Consider the following 17,715-nt stretch of genomic DNA (forward strand, 5'->3'; position numbering starts at 1 on the left):
CATCCGAAAACAGGTTGGAAAAAACCGCCGGCCTCGGCACCCCTCCGGCAACAAACCGCTATTCTGCCTGATTTTTGCGGGGCGCGCGTGTGAATCTCGCCGTGCGAGACGGGCCAAAACGGACGTTTTTCTTGCTATTTCAATGACTTAACTTTTTTCGAGTCTTATACAAGAGTTGCACTCCTGCGCCTCGTTGCCTCGGCCGGAACGTTTCATGAAATGATTCCGTGCTTCATCCTGCGAGATAACCGTTCGCCCGGAACCAGTCGAGCGCATCCTTCAATCCCTGCTGGTACGGCCGCGCGCTGTATCCCAGCTCGCGTTCGGCCTTCGCCGACGTGAAGTACATCTTGTTCTTCGACATCCGCAGCGCGTCGCGCGTGACCATCGGCTCCTTGCCGGTCAGCTTGGCGATCAGCTCAGCGCCCAGCGCCACCGGATAGAGCGGCCCGCGCGGCAGCTTGATCGTCGGCGGTTTGCGTCCGACGAATCCGGCGATGTCCGCGAGCATCTGCTGCAAGGGCAGATTCTCGCCGCCGAGGATGTACCGCTCGCCGATGTTGCCGCGCTCCAGCGCCAGAAAGTGCCCGTTCGCGACATCATCGACATGGACGAGATTCAAGCCCGTATCGACGAAAGCGGGGATCTTGCCCGTCGCCGCTTCGACGATGATGCGCCCGGTTGGTGTCGGACGCACGTCGCGCGGGCCGATCGGCGTCGACGGATTCACGATCACCGCGGGCAGCGCGTTCTGCGCGACCATGCGCTCGACGGCGCGCTCGGCGAGCACCTTGCTGCGCTTGTACGCGCCGATGGTGCTCGCCGGGTCCGATGGCTTGGTCTCGTCGGCGATTGCGCCGGAACTCGTCACCTTCAGGGTCGCGACGCTGCTGGTATAAACGATGCGTTCTACGCCTTCCGCTAACGCCGCGCGCATCGTCGCCTCGGTGCCTTCGAGATTCGCGCGCTCGATCTCGCTCGGGTCCGGCGCCCAGATGCGGTAATCGGCGGCGACGTGGAAAAGGAATCGCACGCCCTTGAGCGCGGCGCGCATCGACGCTTCGTCGCGCATATCGCCGACGACGATCTCCGCATTCAGCGATTCGACGTTCTTGCGCGGGCTGGTCTTGCGCACGAGCACGCGCACGTCGAAACCCCGTTCGATGGCGAGCCGCGCGACCGCGGACCCGACGAACCCCGAGGCGCCCGTGACGAGCACGCGAGAGCCGGAAAAATCAGTCATTCTTACCTCGTTGAAAATACTGGCGCGGCCGTCTTTCGTAACAACTGCCGCGCGGGAAAGCATGCGCCGATCGGCTGCAAAGCCCGATGTGACAAGGGCTTGCGCGTCATGCTAAGGTCCGTGCCTGCTGCCGGCGCGAGGCCCGCGCAAAACATGAACAGAACCGGTGGACGATGCCTCTAGACACTCGAAACCTACGCTCCTGGATTTACCTCGCCATCGCGCTCTCGCTCGCGGTCGTGTTCAGCATCGATGTACTCACGCCGATGCGCGTCGCGATCTGGATCTTCTACGTGCTGCCGGTCGTGCTGTGCGTCTGGGCCGACCGGCCGTCGGTGCCGATCGTCACCGCGGGCGCATCGGCCGTGCTGATGATCGCAGGATACGCACTCGCGGCCGCGGACCCGAACACGAGCCGCGACGTGCTCCAGATCAATCGCGCGATGGGCATCGTCGTGCTGCTCGCGCTCGCGGCGGTGGCGCATCTATATATCAAATCGCGGCTGGCCGTACAACGCACGACCTGGCTGCAGCAGGGCATCGTGCAGCTCGGCGTCAAATTGCGCGGCGAGCAGTCACCGGCTTCGATCGGCGTGAGCATCCTGCGTTCGATCATTCCGTACGTGGAAGCGAAAGTCGGCGTGGTCTATGCGCTCGACGGCGATGCGCTCGTGCGCGTCGGCGCGTGGGCGCTGCCGGACGAAGGCGGCGCGCCGGCGAGGATCGCGCGGGGCGAAGGGCTCGTCGGTCAGGCGATCGAGGAAGCGCGCGTGCTCGAACTGCGCGACGCATCGTCGCATTATCTGAAAGCCGGTTCCGCGCTCGGATCGGCGACGGCATCGCGCGTGCTGATCGCCCCGCTCTTCGCCGATGGCGATGTCGCGGGCGCGATCGAGCTCGGCTTCGTCGGCAACGAAGGACGTTTCGACGATGCCCGCGCGCTGCTCGACATGGCGTCGGAACCGATCGGCATGGCGCTGCGTTCGGCGCGTTATCGCGCGCGTCTCGTCGAACTGCTCGAAGAAACGCAGCGCCAGAGCGAGGAATTGCAGGTGCAGCAGGAAGAGCTGCGCGTGTCGAACGAGGAACTCGAAGAGCGCGGCCGCGCGCTGCAGGATTCGCAGGGGCGTCTCGAACAGCAGCAGGCGGAACTCGAACAAACCAATGTCCAGCTCGAAGAGCATACGCAGCATCTGGAGCGGCAAAAGGCCGAGCTTCTGCAGGCGCAGCAGGAACTGACCGCGAACGCGCTGGAAATGGAGCGCGCGAGCCAGTACAAGTCGGAGTTCCTCGCGAACATGTCGCACGAACTGCGCACGCCGCTCAATAGCTCGCTCATCCTCGCGAAGCTCCTGCAGGACAACAAGCAGGGCAACCTGACCGACGAACAGGTGCGCTACGCGGCCACGATCCATTCGTCGAACAGCGATCTGCTTTCGCTCATCAACGACATTCTCGATTTGTCGAAGGTCGAGGCAGGACAGATGGACGTGCAGTTCGCGCCCACGTCCGTCGATTCGATCCTGCAGACGCTGCGGCAGTCCTTTGCGCCGGTTGCCGGAAGCAAGGGCGTCGAATTCATCACGCAGCACGGCGAGAACGTGCCGCAGTATTTCGTCACCGACAGCCAGCGGCTCCTGCAGGTGCTGCGCAATCTGCTGTCGAACGCGTTCAAGTTCACCGAGCGCGGCAGCGTGACGGTCGCGGTCGAGCGCGCGGGCGACAATGCGCTGCGCTTCGACGTGCGCGACACGGGCATCGGCATCGCGCGCGAGAAGCAGGACATGATCTTCCAGGCCTTCCAGCAGGCCGACGGCACCACGAGCCGCAAATACGGCGGCAGCGGCCTCGGGCTGTCGATTTCGCGCGAGTTCTCGCGGCTGCTCGGCGGCTCGGTGTCCGTGTCGAGCGAACTCGGGCACGGCAGCGTGTTTTCGGTGAGGCTGCCTATCGCCGTGCGTGAAGGCACCGTCACCGCGAAGCTCGATACGATCGCCCAAGCGAGCGAGCCGGCGCCGGCCGCCGCCCCGGCACCCGCGCCCGCGCCGATGCAGCCGCAGCAAGTTCATCCGCCGGTCGCGATGCACGAGCCGATGGCCATCGCCGACGATCGTGCCGACCGCAAGCGTCCGGGCCGCGTGATTCTCGTCATCGAGGACGATCAGCCGTTCGCCGGCATTCTCTACGATCTCGCCCACGAACTCGACTTCGACTGCGTGCACGCCGCCACGGCGACGCAGGGCGTCGAGCTCGCGCGCTCGCTCCAGCCGAACGGAATTCTGCTCGACATTGGTCTGCCGGATCAGTCGGGTCTCACGGTGCTCGAATGGCTGAAGCACGATCCGCTCACACGCCACATCCCGATTCACGTCGTCTCCGCGACCGATCACGCCGATGTCGCGCTGCATCTCGGCGCAATCGGCTATACGCTCAAGCCGAGCGCGCGCGACGATCTCGCCCACGCGATCCGCAAGCTCGAAGCGCGCTCGTCGCAGGGCATGCGCCGCGTGCTCGTCGTCGAGGACGATCCGGCGCTGCGCCAGAGCATTCACGCGCTGCTCGCGAGCGAGACCGTGGGCATCGTGGAAGCGGGATCGATCGCGGAGGCCATCGAGGAAATGCAGCGCGCGCCGTTCGATTGCGTCGTGATGGATCTCGCGCTGCCCGACGGCTCCGGCTACGAATTGCTCGAACGCGTGTCGGCGGGCGGCGGGCAGGCATCGCCGCCGGTCATCGTCTATACGGGACGGCTGTTGTCGCAGGACGAGGAGCAGCGTCTGCGCCGCTACTCGAAATCGATCATCATCAAGGGAGCGAAATCGCCGGAGCGTCTGCTCGATGAAGTCACGTTGTTCCTGCATAGCGTGGAAAGCGCGTTGCCGCCCGAGCAGCAGCGCATGCTGCGCGCGGCGCGTCAGCGCGACGACGTGTTCGAGGGCCGCACGATCCTGCTCGCCGAAGACGACGTGCGCAATATCTTCGCGCTCTCGCGCGTGATCGAGCCGCTCGGCGCGACGCTCGAAATCGCGCGCAACGGACGCGAGGCGCTCGAAGCGCTCGCGCGCCGCGGCGACATCGACCTCGTTCTCATGGATGTCATGATGCCCGAGATGGACGGCCTCACCGCGATGACCGAAATCCGCAAGCGCGCGGAACATGCGCGCCTGCCGATCATCGCGCTGACGGCGAAGGCGATGCCGAGCGATCGCCAGAAATGTCTCGAAGCGGGTGCGGACGATTACATATCCAAGCCCATCGACGTGGATAAGCTCGTGTCGCTGTGCCGCGTATGGCTGCGCCAGCGATGAACGGACCCATCTCTCAGATGAATGACGGCCGGCACGACGAAGAAGCGACGTTCGACATCGAACTGAAGCTGATTCTGGAAGCGATCTACCTGCGCTATCAGCACGACTTCCGGCATTACTCCGTGAGTTCGCTGAGGCGCAGACTCGCGCAGGCGGTGCACGATTTCGGTGTGCCGACGCTGTCGCATCTTCAGGAGCGCATTCTGCGCGACCCGGCTTTGTTCGCGCGGCTCTTTCAGTACCTCACCGTGCAGGTGAGCGAGATGTTCCGCGACCCGCAGTATTTTCGCGCGATCCGCGAACAGGTCGTGCCGATTCTGCAGACGTATCCGTCGATCAAGGTGTGGGTCGCGGGATGCAGCAGCGGCGAGGAGCTGTGGTCGCTCGCGGTGCTGTTCGCGGAGGAGAAGATCGCGGACCGCACGGTGTTCTACGCGACCGACATCAACGCCGAAGCATTGCGTCAGGCGGAAAGCGGCATTTATCCGCTGGAGCGCATGGCGGGCTTCAGCCAGAACTATCTGGCGGCGGGCGGCAAGCGTTCGCTCTCGGACTATTATCACGCGGCCTACGGCGCGGCGAAGTTCTCGCAGACGCTCAAGTCGCGCGTCGTGTTCGCGGATCATAGTCTCGCGACGGACAGCGTGTTTCTCGAAGCGCATCTGGTGTCGTGCCGCAATGTGCTGATCTATTTCGATCGCGCGCTGCAGGATCGCGCGCTCGGCCTCTTCAGCGATTCGCTCGTGCGGCGCGGGTTTCTCGGTCTCGGCAGCAAGGAGAGCCTGCGCTTTTCCACGTACGCAGACCGTTTCGCGGACTTCAATCCGCGCGAGCGGCTTTATCAGAAGGTGTGACGATGATCGACGCGAACCGCATCGGGGCAGTCGTGATCGGCGCATCGGCGGGCGGCGTCGAGGCGCTCAATCACTTGCTGCCCGCGTTGCCGAAGGCGTTCGCGCCGCCGGTGCTCGTCGTGGTGCATGTGCGTCAGGGGCAGCCGAGCCTCCTGCCCGGATTGTTCGCGACGCGCTGCGAGATGGCCATCGTGGAGCCTTTCGACAAGGACGAAATCGCGCCGGGCACCGTGTATTTCGCGCCGCCGGGTTATCACATGCTCGTCGAGGCGGAGGGCGGCGCAGCGCCGGCGATCGCGCTGTCGGTCGATCCGCCCGTGCGCTTTTCGCGGCCATCGGTGGATGTGCTGTTCGAATCGGCGGCGCATGCGTATGGCGAGCGGCTGCTCGGCATCGTGCTGTCCGGCGCGAACGACGACGGTGCGCGCGGCGCACGCGCGATCCGCGATGCGGGCGGCGCATGCTGGGCGCAGGACCCGGCGACGGCGAGCGCGCCCGCGATGCCGCTCGCGGCCATCGCGCAAGGCGCGGTGAACGAAGTGCTCACGCTGGATCACATGGCGATGCGGCTCACGCAGTGCATCGGCTACAGGCAATGAAGGAAGCAAGGCAAGGAGTCACCAGATGACGCAACCCATCCACGTGCTGATCGTCGACGACATCCGCAACAACATCACCGCGCTCGAAGCGTCGCTCGCGCGGCCGGATCTGTCGGTGCTGAAAGCCGAATCGGGACCGGCCGCGCTCGAGCTTCTGCTCAAGCACGAAGTCGCGCTCGCCATTCTCGACGTCAACATGCCCGGCATGGACGGGTTCGAACTCGCCGAGCTGATGCGCGGCAGCCCGCGCACCGCGCACGTGCCGATCATCTTCCTCACGGCGACGGCGCAGGACGCGAGCCGCACTTTCCGCGGCTATGAAGCGGGCGCGGTGGACTTTCTCTACAAGCCCTTCGATTCGCGCATCCTCAATTCGAAGGTCGATGTGTTCATCCAGATGGAGCGCCAGAAGCAGCAGCTCGCGACGCAACTCGCGACCGTGCAGCAACTGCTCGATGCGAACGAGATGCTGATGGCCGTGCTCGGCCACGATCTGCGCACGCCGCTCTCGGCGGTGATCGCGTCGGCGGAATATCTCGCGCGCTTCGTGCCGGACGAGAACGTCGCGAATATCGGCACGCGCATCAAGTCGAGCGGCATGCGCATGGTGCGCATGGTCGATCAGTTGCTGAACCTCGCGCGACTGCGCGGCGGACGCGTGACCTTGCAGCCGCGCGCGGTGGAGTTGATGACGCTCGCGAAGAATATCGTCGACGAATACGAGGCGCGGGTCGGCGAAGGGCGCATCTTCGTGCTGCGTCAGGGCGATACGCTTTTGCAGGGCGACGGCGATCTGCTCTCGCAAGTGTTTTCGAATCTCATCGGCAACGCGCTGCAACACGGGCTCGAAGGCTCGGCGATTCAGGTGCGCCTCGACGGCAACGCCGACGACGTGATCATCACCGTGCAGAATGCGGGCGAAATTCCCGCCGACGTTCTGCCGACGATCTTCGCGCCGTATCGCTCGGGCCGGCGTCAGCACGAATCGAGCGGTCTCGGGCTCGGGCTCTACATCACGCGCGAGATCGCTCAGATGCACGGCGGCGATGTCAAGGCGCACTCCACCGCCGAATCCGGCACGGTGTTCGTAGTGACGCTGCCGCGCGTGCCGCATCCGCGTTCGGGCGAGCGCGCGGACATGGCGCAGCCTTTCCGTCTGAGTTGACGAGCGTGGCTACAATGCGGCGTATCGACATCTGAAAGGAGTGAGCACGATGCCAGGCCCGGATCTGGATACGAGAATCGAAACCTATTACGTGCGGGTGCGCGGCGTCGTGCAGGGCGTCGGCTTCAGGCATTACACGGTCAGAAAGGCGCATGCGCTCGGCGTGCGCGGCTGGGTCGCCAATCTCGACGACGGCTCCGTCGAAGCGATCGTGCAGGGCGCGGCCAATCAGGTCGATCTGATGCTCGAATGGCTGCGACGCGGGCCGCCGCATGCCCGCGTCACCGATTTCCACAGCGAAGAGCGCCACGTCGAGAAGCGCTACGAGCGCTTCGAGCAGCACTGAATCATTTCGCGACCAGCAGGCTCTCCGCGAACTGCCATTGCTCGTCGCGCCACTGATGCGTGCATTCGAAGCCCGCATCGGCGGCGATCGGCGCGACTTCATCGGCCGCATATTTGTGGCTGCTTTCCGTCCAGATCGTCTCGCCTTCGCGGAACTCGACGTGCAGGTCCGCGCCGCGCACGCGCACGGACAGCGCACGCTTCGCGCGCAGATGCATTTCGATGCTGCGCGCATCCGGGTTGAAGCGCGCGACGTGCTCGAAGGCATCGAGCGGGAAGTCGCCGGAGAGTTCGCGATTGATCCGCGCAAGCATGTTCAGATTGAACGCGGCCGTGACGCCGATCGGATCGTCGTACGCGGCGACGAGCACCGGCAGCGGCTTGATGAGATCGGTGCCGAGCAGGAGCGCGTCGCCGGGCTGGAGCATGCCGCGGATCGAGCGCAGGAACTTCGTCGCCGCGAGCCGCGCGAAGTTGCCGATGGTGCTGCCGAGAAACAGCACGAGCAGTCTTTCGCCGTCCTTGCGCTTTGCGCTGACTTCCGACAATCCCGCGAGGTAATCGCGCTCGTGCCCGACGATCGACACGCGCTCGATATCGCTCAATTCGCGCCGGCACAACTGCAAGGCGGTGCGAGAAATTTCAATCGGATGGTAAGCGGTGGGCTGCTTTTTACACAGCGCCTCCAGAATGAGGCGCGTCTTGCGGCCGCTTCCGCTGCCCAGTTCGGCGACCTGGATATCGCCCGGCATGGCCGCGACGATGTCCGCCGCGTGAGCCTTCAGCACGCGTTCTTCGGCGCGCGTCACGCCGTATTCGGGCAGCGCGGTGATCACTTCGAAGAGGGCCGAGCCGACTTCGTCATACAGATACATCGAAGGCAGTTCTTTTTGCGGACGCTTGCTGAGTCCTACGTACACGGCCTCTGCGAAGGCGTTGGAAAAGCGGGGCGACAAGGCAGGTTGAGTCATGACGTCTCCATCGATGCGGCGTTTTCTTCGCGTGCCATCGTCGAACATGACGGCACGGCGCGTGTTGCTGCGGATGCAATGACGTGAGCGGCGGATGTTCGTACGCGGCGCCGCCCGGACTTCGGGACCGGACCGGCAAATGCCGGACCGACAAGGGTCGCCGATCATCGTGACCGGCTAAAGACAACCGCAAGTGACAGCGATCAGGCAGCGGAGTTCATGCGGAAATGCGAAGCATGAAGGAAGCAAAAAGCGGGCACGTCCGGGAATTTCGATTGAAGCGGGTTTTGAAAATTGCGCGCGTGCACCGTTAGAATGCGCGTTCACGTTTCGTTCGGCTTGCAGTCACCTTCAGCGCGTAGCGCTTCTTTCGATGAATCAGCATGACCTGGGGCGCGGCATCGCGCTGTCCGTTGCCGCTTCCGCGCTCTTCGCGCTCATGTCCGGCTATACGAAATGGCTCGCGCCCCTCGACGGGCTCGACATCTTCGCGTGGCGAATCGTGTGGACACTGCCGGGCGCGCTCGCGCTCGTTGCGCTGCGCAAGCGCTGGCCGCAATTATGCGCGCTCGTCGCGAGGCTCGCCAAAACGCCGCAACTGCTGCTGGCGTTCGCTATTGCCGCCGCGCTGCTCGGCGTGCAGTTGTGGATCTTTCTCTGGGCGCCGCTGCACGGTCGCGCGCTCGAAGTATCGCTCGGCTATTTTCTTCTGCCTCTAGCGATGGTGCTGCTCGGCCGCTTTCACTACGGCGAGCGTCTCGACGGCTTCCAGTGGGCGGGCGTCGCCGCGGCGGCCGTGGGCGTCGCGCATGAACTGGTCATCACGCATGCGTTCGCGTGGCCGACGCTCGTCGTGATGCTCGGCTATCCGCCTTACTTCGTCTTGCGCCGCCGGCTCAATGCCGATCCGCTCGTGTCGTTCGCCGTCGAAATCATGCTGATCGCGCCCGTCGCCGCGATCATGCTGATCGTGCGCGGCTCGTTCGCGGATGTCGCCGGCGAGCCGCGTCTCGGCTTGCTGCTTCTGCCAGGACTCGGCGCATTGAGCACGATCGCGCTCGCTTCGTACCTGCGCGCGAGCCGTCATCTGCCGATCGCGCTCTTCGGCATTCTCGGCTACGTGGAACCGGTGCTGCTCGTCGGCGTCGCTGTCCTGTTGCTCGGCGAGCCGTTTTCAGCGCGGCAACTCGGTACTTATGTGCCGATCTGGATCGCCGTCGTGCTGACCGGCGTGCACAGCGCGCGTCTGCTGATGCGCGAGCGGTCGCACAAGCGGACATTGCCGATGAGCGAGCACCACGCGAGCGTCGAGCATGAAACCGTCGCGGAGGAAATCGAGCGCGTGGACTGATCAACGCGCGGCGCGCGTTTCGATGGCATCGTGCAGATCGCGCATGAGGCCGAGGCCGAACATCAGCTCGACGAGTATGAAGAGCGGCCCGATCAACAAGCCGACGATATCGTCGACGAAAGCCGGCTTGCGATGTTCATAGCGCACATGCCCGACGAACTGAAACGCCCAGCCGATCACGAACATGCCGATGCCGATCGCGAGCCAGCTCCATGTACTCTGTGACGCGGCCCACTGCCCGAACGCCGCGCTCAACGCGGACACGATACCCATGCCGATGCCGAGCGGCACATCGAGCCAGAGATAGTAGAGCGTGGCGAGCGCGAACAGCACCCACGCGGGTGTGAGCAGAAACGCGCCGGATAATACGGGCCATGCGGGACGGCTCAGCAACGCGGCGATCGCGAGCACGATGAGCGGAATGCCGATGAAGTGCGTGGCGATGTTGCGCCTGTCGCGATGATATTCGGCGTATTGCGACAACTGATCGGTCAGCGTGCGCATGTCGGGCGTCTCCGTTCGTGTTCTTTTAATTCACGAATGATAAGCCGCTCGTCGATATCGGCAAGTAGAGCATTTCCTTTAGTCGCACGCAAAAAGTTGGACCAAAGGAAATGCAAAAAGGCGAGCCCGAAGGCTCGCCTGAATCGAACGCACTGGATTGTTTATGTGCAATGCCCAGTGCGCGATGCGATGACGCTGGCCTCCCTTACTTCTTCGCCGCGTCCACCTTCGCATCGGCGGCCGTCTTGTTAGCGTCGCTTTGCGCCTCGACTTTTTCCTTATCGGCCTTCGCTTGCGCCACGTTGGCATCCTTCGCTGCGTCCTGCTTCTTCTTGTCGGCCTTGGTTTGCGCAGCGTGCTTCTTCTTGTTGGCTTTCGCCTGTGCCTTGGTGGCATCACCGCGGGCGTCGGAAGCCTGTTCCGGCGTGGTCGCCTGCGCTACCTTCGCGGCTTCCTTGTTGGCGTCGGCTTGCGCCGATGCCTTGTCCTCGTTCGCCGATGCCTGCGCCTTCGCGGCATCGTGCTGTGCGTCGGCCTTCTTCTTGTTGGCGGTTGCCTGAGCCTCGGCTTTTTCGTTGTTTGCCTTCAATTGCGCTTTGCCGGCATCGGTTGCGGCAGTCTGCGCGAATACGGTGGTGACGAGCATGGCGGATGCGAGAGCAGCGACGATCTTCTTCATGGTTTGAAACTCCCTTTGATCTTTTCTTTGAGGACACGTGGCACGCAGTGCGCCGCGTTGACGATGAAAACGCCGCGTCCATCGATCCAGTTGACGTCGTTCTGGTGACAAACGGTAACCAGTGGCTAGCAAATGAAACCGCGTGCGGTAAAAGCGGCTGCATCGTTTCTGGATGTCGAAGCGCGTTACCGACCGCGTCGCGAAAGCTGTTACCGATTGGCGAATTCAATTCCATTTGTAACGGCTCTTAGGGAAGTTCGGCATCCGAATCGAATCTTCCAAGGCGACTTTTCGAAGCGCTATTTGTAATCGTTGAAATGCACGGTTACCAACTGCTGCAGTTATTTCTTAGCCGTCTGCTTAAGATGATCTCCATAAACCCGGCCAAACGGGAAATGGAGAAGCTCATGAAACGCGCAGCACTTGTCTTGTTGATGATCGGTAGTTTGACTGTGGCAGGCCAGGCGTCGGCGCATGGACACGGCGGTGGTCATCGTGGCGGCGGCGGGGATGGCGGTGCGATCGTCGGTGCGCTGATCGGCGGCGCGGTGCTCGGCGCGCTGGTGACGTCGGTGGCGAGTGCGCAGCCCACGTATGCGCAGCCCGTCTATCAGCAACCCGCGTACGCGCAGCCGGTCTATGCACAACCGGCGCAGCCGCCCGGCTACTGCTACGACAACTACCGTGGCGCGTATGTGCCCTGCGGTTATTGATCAAGTGTCGGGCGCGGCACGTCCCTTGCGCTAATGCGAACACGGTCGTTGCATCCAATGCGCAGCGACCGATACGCAAATCAGGGAGACTTGCAATGAATGCGACTACGAAGAAACTGGTTATTTCCGCGCTGATGTTGGGCTTGTCCGGCGGTGTCTATGCGCAAGCGGGCGGTGGTGGCGGCGCGGCAGGCGGCTCGGCGGGCGCAGGCGGCAATGGTTCGGCGGGTGCAGGCTCGGCGGCGGGCGGCAAGGGCGGTGGCGTCGGCATGGGCGGCGCTGGCGTGGGCGGCGCGGCGGATAGTTCGACCGGCACCGGCGTGAAGAGCGGCATGGGCAACGATGCGACCAACGGCATGAGCCAGGATCAGGGCACCGTGAAGCGCAGCGCGCCGAATAACGGCAACATGAATTCCGGCGGCATGAAGTCGGACGGCACCGGCAACCAGAAGGCGTATTGAATATAAAACGATGTCTGCGCGCTTGCGGGTGCGATCGCCGTGGCGTCATTGAGACGCGAAACCGGCATCCGCCTGGCGGCGGCGCGCGTACTTCGACAAACTATTGTCCGCTCGCCGATGCCGCATCCACGGATGCAGCCGGCTCGAACGTCTTGACGCGCAAACTGACCTTTTCGGCGTAGGCGCGTGATCCACCATAGTTCTTCAGCGCGGCATCGACATCGCCTTGCGCGGACTTCACGTAGCCGTGCAGGATTGCCGAGCCGGTTTCGATGTTGTCTTCCGGATCCGTCAGGTCTACGTTGCGCACGAGCTTCTTGTGCGCAGACGGCACCACCTGCATCAGGCCCGTCGCATTGTTCGGCCCCTTGGCCGTTTCCTTGAAGCGCGATTCGATCGAAATGATGGCGAGCAGGAGCGCTGGCGGAAGCGAATATTTCGACGCCGACGACATCACCGCCGCCGCGATGGTCTGCGCCTTCTCCCGCGCCACGCCGAATTTCCGCGTCAGCATTTCCGAAATCTTGTGGCTCGCCTGCTCGGTCTTCGGGTCCGCCTGAGCGGTGGACTGCGCGGCCGCGTCGCTTGCGGCGACCGGATTTTCCTGCGCGAGCGCGGGTTGCGCTGCGCTCAGCGTTACGGTCAGGGCGGCAAAGATAGGAAGGAAACGGCGCATCGGACTCACGGATCAAAGCGGAACCGCATTATAGCCAGATAAAAAATCCTTGTGGATCATGCACTTGTATTAAATATGATGTTTCACCCCGCGAATCGGAATGAATTACGTGCGTTCGGCGCGCTTCGCCGAGGGCGCCGAAATGCCTTCGCCCGCGTCATTCGAGAGCCGCGCGAACATCGGCAACGAGGCCAGCACGACGAGCGCCGTCACGATGAATCCGCATGCGAGTTGCCAGCGCTCGGTGTGCGCGCTGCCGGAAACGAGCATCGTCGCCTGGATCGTGCCGGCCGCGACCGTCACGCCGATCGCCTTCATCAACTGCTGCGCAGTGCCCTGGAACGAGGTGGCGGCGGCGAGGCGCGCCTTGGGCACATCGGCGAAGGCGAGCGCGCCCATCGTCGCAAAACTGAGCGAACGGCCGAGTCCGCCGAGCAGAAGCAGCAGGAAGATCGCGACGGCGGGCCAGGCTTGCGACATCGTCGAGCAGACGAGCAGCACGGCCGCGAACACGACGCTGCCCGTGCATAAAACCGTTCGGACCGAAAAGCGCCGCAGCGCGAGCGCCGTCATCGGACGCATGCAGAATGAGCCGAGCGCGCTCGCGAACGTGACGAGACCGCTCGCAGTCGCGCTGTAGCCGAAGCCGGTCTGCAACGTGAGCGGAACGAGAAAGGGCAACGCGCCCGCACCGGCGCGAAACAGGCTGCCCGCGACCGTCGCCGCATGGAAGGTCGGAATCGACAGCAGCGAGAAGTCGATGGCGGGATTCTGCACGCGGCGGCAATGCAGCACCGTCACGCGAAACAGGAGCAGCCCAACCGCGACACAGATCCACGGCACGCCGACGGGCAGCACGCCGCGCCCCGCGCTCTCGATGCCGATCATGAATAGACTGAGCGATGCGCCCGACAGCAGCATGCCACGCAGATCGGGTGACGTCCGATCCTCGGGCGGCGACGGCGGCAGCAGCTTCCAGGTAAGCCACAGTCCGACGATGCCCACCGGCACGTTGACCCAGAAGATGCTGCGCCACGAGAGCGCGTCGGTGAGAAAGCCGCCGAGCGGCGGCCCGAGCAAGGGGCCGACGAGCGCGGGCATCGTGAGCCACGTCGTCGCCAGCAGGAGTTCCTCGCGCTTGACGCCGCGAAACAGGATCAGGCGGCCGACGGGCACCATCATCGCGCCGCCGAGACCCTGGACGACGCGCGCGGCGAGCAGTTGCGGCAGATTCATCGCGGCGGCGCATGCGACGGACGCCAGCGTGAAAGTCGCAATCGCCCACATGAACACGCGGCGCGCGCCGAAGCGGTCGGCGATCCAGCCGCTCGCGGGGATGAACACGGTCAGCGCGACGAGATACGCGGTGATCGCGCTGGAAAGATGGACGGGGTCGACCTGGAGATCGCGGGCCATCGTCGGGATGGCGGTCGCGACGATCGTGCCGTCCATGTTCTGCATGAAGAGCGCGCTCGCGACGACGGCGGCGGTGATGCGGAAGTTGCCGCCTTTCACGATGCGTGGCTCGCGCCTTGCTGGGAGGGCTTCTGCGAGAGATGTTGGAGTGGATGAAATTTCATGCCGCCAGTCTAGCGCGAATAGCATGGAAGTCGATGATGCCCGTTCCCCCGCAAATCCCCTGTTTTTGATGGCGATTAATTCTTTTCAGATTTAGTGTGATGCGATCGGGTTTCATCGCATTCATGATGCGGGCGCTTATGCTCCAACTACTGTGGAAGTGTCAATTACGACGACATGTACGCGTCTGCGCCAGCAATGAGCACAGCGGTTTCCCTCATCCGTGACGGTTGGCGCTCACTTTGCACCCCCCCCGGAGCGTCTCGTATAAGCGCATTCCAGTTTCGTATTCGACTGAGGCAGGGCGTGTTTTTATTAGTTTAGAAATCTGATCGAAGTCTATATTTGACTCGCCAGCAAACAGCAATCGGCGAACCGCATTACTCAGTAATCCTTCGTAATTGCTAAGACTCGGATTGTTGAACACCGAATAAGGAATCGTGGAAGCGTTCGAAAACGGGGGCGAGGCAAGAAATGGAACCGTGAGCTTCGCGTTTAGCCGACCGTCAGCGATCCAATCTCTTAGCAACATGTCGATCGCCGCCGCCGGCGTTGCATCGCTGGAGAACAAAGATTCGAGTGTGACCTTACCCTTTGGCGTGACGATATAGGCCGCGGAGCAATAAGCGTACAACGTTTTGCAATCAACAACGCTGACACCGTTGAGGCGATGTCTTTCCAGTCCGACGGCATCGTCCTGATTTCGCCCTGCCATTAGTTCTTCACATGTCGACAGGAGGAAGGGTATTCGCGCATAGAAAGGAACGCAGTCTAGAAACAGGATGTCGCAATCAGGGAAATTCTGAACGAAGGAATTTACTGTAGAGCAATTCACATATGCCGGAAATTCATTACTTACTTCGACATCGTCTTCAAAGATCAGCATGGCGGCGTCAGTCGGCGTTAAAGATACTGCCGCCTCATGCGATTTCCGGCACGCCCATACGCTATTATTGAATTGGTTGTCGAATGGCCCATTTGTCGCGCCATCAATTGCTTCAAAGCGACGAATCCATTCGCAATTTAATCGTCGCAACTGCGATTCGATATTAGTCCGCCGGTCGATGCTGCGGTCGAGGTTTAAGTAAAACCCTGTGAGTTCCATTCGTATCTTCTTGCCGTTAAACGAGAAAAGTCTACATCATGCTCGCAGAACTGGTAAGCGGGGATGGACGCATTTTTTGAAATAAACAATTACGAAATCTCGCTCGCATGGTCGTACGATTTATTCCTAAGCTTCTCATGCAGCACCGTTTCTTGATCGCTTAAACAGTTTTTCAATTTGAAATATCCATCTTCATACTATTATGAATGGGAGCTTCAACATGAGTATTCAGCAGCCGGTAGTGGCAGTTAATAACATTCACAAGCCAATAGACTATGGTGACGTTCTAAACCCTGATTCAATTCCGGTTTCCGGCGACTCGAGCAATGCGATTATGAGAAGAGACGATGGATTATATGCGTCCGGGTCCCCTTTCATACCCTCGGCTTTTTGGGACATTGGACATACCGATGAGCCGAACAATGCGAATGGAATTGATGAGGGTGATTACTGGAGATATGATTTTTCAAAAGGAAATGGCGGTGACATTCCGGGATTACAGTTTGATAACGGATATCTTGTTTTTCCGCCGGGGCAATTTGTAATTCTCATGTTCGGATTATTAAATACTTCTGCAAGTGGACAATTTAGGGCTTCGTTCTTTGATCGGAGCTGGGGTTACCCTGGGCCTTATCAGTTCGCAGTTCAGACCTATTTGCAATTGCCGGTTCAGGACAACGGTCGGCAACTTTACGGTTTCACCCTCTGCGGTAAGTCTGAGGGAGGGTTTGGGACATGCGGACTGGGCTACGACAAAACGTCCGATGAAGGAGCGCATGTTAATGGAACGCTCACAATTCTGAAAATCCAATGATGGTCTAGCGAAAATAAGCGAGTCTTAGCCGCGTCTTTGTGGCGCGGCCCCAAACAACGCTGCGTTTCCGCAGCCGCGCTCGCCACGCGACCGTCTCCTCGTCATCGGCAGCCACGCGCGCCACATCATTTAGACTTTTCGCTTATAACCCGCGCAAGAACCGGATCAAGATAAATCGTGGCGGTCTGGATACACGTCACTTTTAGAAGCATTTCTATATGGTCTGTTGGCCGGCGCTTATCTTAATTCCGCTCGCTGCATCATCGGACGCATTCGCTGTTTCCGGCTGAAGAGATAAAGCCCGCTGCCTCGGCGGCTAACTGAGCGCGATGCTCGCGGCCATATCCATGAAATGCGGCAGCGTGGGCGTCACGCGATGCGCGTCCTTCGCTTCGTCATCCCAGCGGCGCAACGCGATGGCGTCTCGTGCGTAGGGCTTTGCCAGAAACGCTTGCGCGGTTTCATCGTCGAACACACCGCCTTGCAGTTGCAGGCTGCGCACGGAATCCGCGGACAGCCGCGCGTGATACGACGCATCGATCGCGCACAGGCAGCGCTTCGCATCGACGTGCAGGCGAATCGGTTCGAGCACGGCATCGGAAAAGAGCGGGCGCAGGAAGGGCAGTGCGTAGTACTGATGCAGATCGTCGATGCCGCGCTCGCTCGGCGTTTCGCCCTGCAGATTCAGCAGGTGCCCGAGGTCGTGCAGCAATGCCGCGACGATCAGCTCGGGGCTCGCGCCCGCCGCTTCGGCCAGCGCGGCGCTCTGCAACGCGTGCTGCAACTGCGTGACCGGCTCGCCGCTATAGGCGATCGAGCCGTGCTTGTCGAAGAGATGCCGGATGTCGTCGAGTGTAAGCGCCATCGTAAGGAAAGGGTCGAGCGGGTATGCTGAAGCGGGACAACGCGCAATCGTCGCAGGAATTTATGACGCGACGATGGCCACGCGCAGAATCGATTCGACCATGCCTTTCTACTTCAGCCGACGCCCCGAACTCGCCGGACTCGATCGCGCCGCACGCCGCGACGTGCGCCGCCTCGCGTGGCAATTCGCGCAGCGCCACTGGACCCTGCATGCGCCGGCGTTCGTGTGGATCGTCTTCGTGCTGCTGCATACGCGCTATCACGTCGTTCCTGAGCGGCGCGATTATCTGCTGATCACGCTCGCGATCTTCGTGCTGGCGGTGGTCAATATCCGGTTTCACATCTCCCGCTATCTGAAGCCTGCACGCGCGATGTACGACGTGCTCGGAGGCAGGATCACAGGCCGCTAGCCGCGCGTGTTGCAATGCCGCATCTGACGAAAGGACCCCGTTTTTAGCGTGTTACGATGATCGGCGATCCGTGTC

At 62.0% G+C, this 17,715-nt stretch carries 18 protein-coding genes; 10 read left to right on the plus strand and 8 right to left on the minus strand.

The genetic code is table 11. From position 1 onward, the window contains the following. Positions 1 to 232: 232 nt before the first annotated feature. Positions 233 to 1,243 (minus strand): hopanoid-associated sugar epimerase, encoded by a 1,011-nt coding sequence (gene hpnA / locus PQR08_RS06245; RefSeq protein ID WP_187605351.1) that lies wholly within the window; start codon positions 1,241 to 1,243, stop codon positions 233 to 235. A 173-nt stretch (positions 1,244 to 1,416) separates the two neighbouring features. On the opposite strand from hpnA, the gene PQR08_RS06250 reads away from it, so the two are divergent. From PQR08_RS06250 to PQR08_RS06270, 5 genes are read left to right on the plus strand one after another with little or no spacing between them, the layout of a single operon-like run. Continuing rightward, on the plus strand, positions 1,417 to 4,551 hold the full coding sequence (locus tag PQR08_RS06250) for a response regulator (protein ID WP_250485160.1): 3,135 nt from the start codon (positions 1,417 to 1,419) through the stop codon (positions 4,549 to 4,551). Between the two features lie 17 nt (positions 4,552 to 4,568). Beyond that, positions 4,569 to 5,405 carry a CheR family methyltransferase gene (locus PQR08_RS06255; protein ID WP_187605349.1) on the plus strand — a complete coding sequence of 279 codons (837 nt, stop codon included), beginning with the start codon at positions 4,569 to 4,571 and terminating at the stop codon, positions 5,403 to 5,405. Between the two features lie 2 nt (positions 5,406 to 5,407). Continuing rightward, entirely contained in the window at positions 5,408 to 6,004 is a 597-nt protein-coding gene (locus PQR08_RS06260) for a chemotaxis protein CheB (RefSeq protein WP_250485159.1), read from the plus strand. Between the two features lie 25 nt (positions 6,005 to 6,029). Further along, on the plus strand, positions 6,030 to 7,169 hold the full coding sequence (locus tag PQR08_RS06265; RefSeq protein WP_187605347.1) for a hybrid sensor histidine kinase/response regulator: 1,140 nt from the start codon (positions 6,030 to 6,032) through the stop codon (positions 7,167 to 7,169). A gap of 49 nt (positions 7,170 to 7,218) precedes the next feature. Further along, positions 7,219 to 7,515, plus strand: a complete 297-nt coding sequence (locus PQR08_RS06270; protein WP_061175015.1) for an acylphosphatase — start codon at positions 7,219 to 7,221, stop codon at positions 7,513 to 7,515. Position 7,516: 1 nt separating this feature from the next. Here PQR08_RS06270 and egtD read toward each other — a convergent pair whose 3' ends face one another. Then, a complete protein-coding gene (gene egtD, locus PQR08_RS06275; RefSeq protein ID WP_187605346.1) occupies positions 7,517 to 8,485 on the minus strand; it encodes an L-histidine N(alpha)-methyltransferase in 969 nt (322 codons plus the stop codon). A gap of 373 nt (positions 8,486 to 8,858) precedes the next feature. On the opposite strand from egtD, the gene rarD reads away from it, so the two are divergent. Further along, positions 8,859 to 9,836, plus strand: a complete 978-nt coding sequence (rarD, locus tag PQR08_RS06280; protein WP_187605345.1) for an EamA family transporter RarD — start codon at positions 8,859 to 8,861, stop codon at positions 9,834 to 9,836. Here rarD and PQR08_RS06285 read toward each other — a convergent pair whose 3' ends face one another. Then, positions 9,837 to 10,340: an Mpo1 family 2-hydroxy fatty acid dioxygenase gene (locus PQR08_RS06285; RefSeq protein ID WP_238218219.1), complete on the minus strand. Its 504-nt coding sequence runs from the start codon at positions 10,338 to 10,340 to the stop codon at positions 9,837 to 9,839. It lies immediately after the preceding gene. A gap of 205 nt (positions 10,341 to 10,545) precedes the next feature. Further along, a complete protein-coding gene (locus tag PQR08_RS06290; RefSeq protein ID WP_035506862.1) occupies positions 10,546 to 11,019 on the minus strand; it encodes a hypothetical protein in 474 nt (157 codons plus the stop codon). A 407-nt stretch (positions 11,020 to 11,426) separates the two neighbouring features. Here PQR08_RS06290 and PQR08_RS06295 point away from each other — a divergent pair, with 407 nt between their 5' ends. Together PQR08_RS06295 and PQR08_RS06300 are read left to right on the plus strand one after the other, a co-directional pair. Then, on the plus strand, positions 11,427 to 11,732 hold the full coding sequence (locus PQR08_RS06295; protein ID WP_035506984.1) for a hypothetical protein: 306 nt from the start codon (positions 11,427 to 11,429) through the stop codon (positions 11,730 to 11,732). Between the two features lie 95 nt (positions 11,733 to 11,827). After that, a complete protein-coding gene (locus PQR08_RS06300) occupies positions 11,828 to 12,193 on the plus strand; it encodes a hypothetical protein (RefSeq protein WP_250485158.1) in 366 nt (121 codons plus the stop codon). Positions 12,194 to 12,293: 100 nt separating this feature from the next. Here PQR08_RS06300 and PQR08_RS06305 read toward each other — a convergent pair whose 3' ends face one another. The 3 genes from PQR08_RS06305 to PQR08_RS06315 form a co-directional block, all read right to left on the minus strand. Continuing rightward, positions 12,294 to 12,869 carry a transglycosylase SLT domain-containing protein gene (locus PQR08_RS06305; RefSeq protein ID WP_250485155.1) on the minus strand — a complete coding sequence of 192 codons (576 nt, stop codon included), beginning with the start codon at positions 12,867 to 12,869 and terminating at the stop codon, positions 12,294 to 12,296. A gap of 105 nt (positions 12,870 to 12,974) precedes the next feature. Next, on the minus strand, positions 12,975 to 14,384 hold the full coding sequence (locus PQR08_RS06310) for a DHA2 family efflux MFS transporter permease subunit (RefSeq protein ID WP_250485154.1): 1,410 nt from the start codon (positions 14,382 to 14,384) through the stop codon (positions 12,975 to 12,977). A gap of 280 nt (positions 14,385 to 14,664) precedes the next feature. Then, complete coding sequence (locus tag PQR08_RS06315; protein WP_250485153.1) at positions 14,665 to 15,552, minus strand: glycosyltransferase family protein; 888 nt, start codon at positions 15,550 to 15,552, stop codon at positions 14,665 to 14,667. A gap of 220 nt (positions 15,553 to 15,772) precedes the next feature. On the opposite strand from PQR08_RS06315, the gene PQR08_RS06320 reads away from it, so the two are divergent. After that, positions 15,773 to 16,366, plus strand: a complete 594-nt coding sequence (locus PQR08_RS06320; protein ID WP_250485152.1) for a hypothetical protein — start codon at positions 15,773 to 15,775, stop codon at positions 16,364 to 16,366. A 316-nt stretch (positions 16,367 to 16,682) separates the two neighbouring features. Here PQR08_RS06320 and PQR08_RS06325 read toward each other — a convergent pair whose 3' ends face one another. After that, the gene (locus PQR08_RS06325) at positions 16,683 to 17,231 is read right to left on the minus strand and encodes a phosphonate degradation HD-domain oxygenase (RefSeq protein WP_250485151.1); all 549 of its coding nucleotides are present in this window, start codon (positions 17,229 to 17,231) and stop codon (positions 16,683 to 16,685) included. 100 nt (positions 17,232 to 17,331) lie between these two features. On the opposite strand from PQR08_RS06325, the gene PQR08_RS06330 reads away from it, so the two are divergent. Continuing rightward, positions 17,332 to 17,640, plus strand: a complete 309-nt coding sequence (locus PQR08_RS06330; protein WP_408161101.1) for a hypothetical protein — start codon at positions 17,332 to 17,334, stop codon at positions 17,638 to 17,640. Positions 17,641 to 17,715 lie beyond the last annotated feature (75 nt).

It is taken from the genome of Caballeronia jiangsuensis (assembly GCF_046030135.1).
GTDB lineage: Bacteria > Pseudomonadota > Gammaproteobacteria > Burkholderiales > Burkholderiaceae > Caballeronia > Caballeronia jiangsuensis.

Bases quoted from the DNA above. Each gene is read 5' to 3' on its own strand.
- hpnA (WP_187605351.1), bottom strand. From the start codon at position 1,243: ATGACTGATTTTTCCGGCTCTCGCGTGCTCGTCACGGGCGCCTCGGGG.
- PQR08_RS06265 (WP_187605347.1), top strand. From the start codon at position 6,030: ATGACGCAACCCATCCACGTGCTGATCGTCGACGACATCCGCAACAAC.
- PQR08_RS06330 (WP_408161101.1), top strand. From the start codon at position 17,332: ATGCCTTTCTACTTCAGCCGACGCCCCGAACTCGCCGGACTCGATCGC.
- PQR08_RS06255 (WP_187605349.1), top strand. From the start codon at position 4,569: ATGAATGACGGCCGGCACGACGAAGAAGCGACGTTCGACATCGAACTG.
- PQR08_RS06290 (WP_035506862.1), bottom strand. From the start codon at position 11,019: ATGAAGAAGATCGTCGCTGCTCTCGCATCCGCCATGCTCGTCACCACC.
- PQR08_RS06250 (WP_250485160.1), top strand. From the start codon at position 1,417: ATGCCTCTAGACACTCGAAACCTACGCTCCTGGATTTACCTCGCCATC.
- PQR08_RS06270 (WP_061175015.1), top strand. From the start codon at position 7,219: ATGCCAGGCCCGGATCTGGATACGAGAATCGAAACCTATTACGTGCGG.
- PQR08_RS06315 (WP_250485153.1), bottom strand. From the start codon at position 15,552: ATGGAACTCACAGGGTTTTACTTAAACCTCGACCGCAGCATCGACCGG.
- PQR08_RS06295 (WP_035506984.1), top strand. From the start codon at position 11,427: ATGAAACGCGCAGCACTTGTCTTGTTGATGATCGGTAGTTTGACTGTG.
- PQR08_RS06300 (WP_250485158.1), top strand. From the start codon at position 11,828: ATGAATGCGACTACGAAGAAACTGGTTATTTCCGCGCTGATGTTGGGC.
- PQR08_RS06285 (WP_238218219.1), bottom strand. From the start codon at position 10,340: ATGCGCACGCTGACCGATCAGTTGTCGCAATACGCCGAATATCATCGC.
- PQR08_RS06320 (WP_250485152.1), top strand. From the start codon at position 15,773: ATGAGTATTCAGCAGCCGGTAGTGGCAGTTAATAACATTCACAAGCCA.
- PQR08_RS06305 (WP_250485155.1), bottom strand. From the start codon at position 12,869: ATGCGCCGTTTCCTTCCTATCTTTGCCGCCCTGACCGTAACGCTGAGC.
- rarD (WP_187605345.1), top strand. From the start codon at position 8,859: ATGAATCAGCATGACCTGGGGCGCGGCATCGCGCTGTCCGTTGCCGCT.
- egtD (WP_187605346.1), bottom strand. From the start codon at position 8,485: ATGACTCAACCTGCCTTGTCGCCCCGCTTTTCCAACGCCTTCGCAGAG.
- PQR08_RS06260 (WP_250485159.1), top strand. From the start codon at position 5,408: ATGATCGACGCGAACCGCATCGGGGCAGTCGTGATCGGCGCATCGGCG.
- PQR08_RS06325 (WP_250485151.1), bottom strand. From the start codon at position 17,231: ATGGCGCTTACACTCGACGACATCCGGCATCTCTTCGACAAGCACGGC.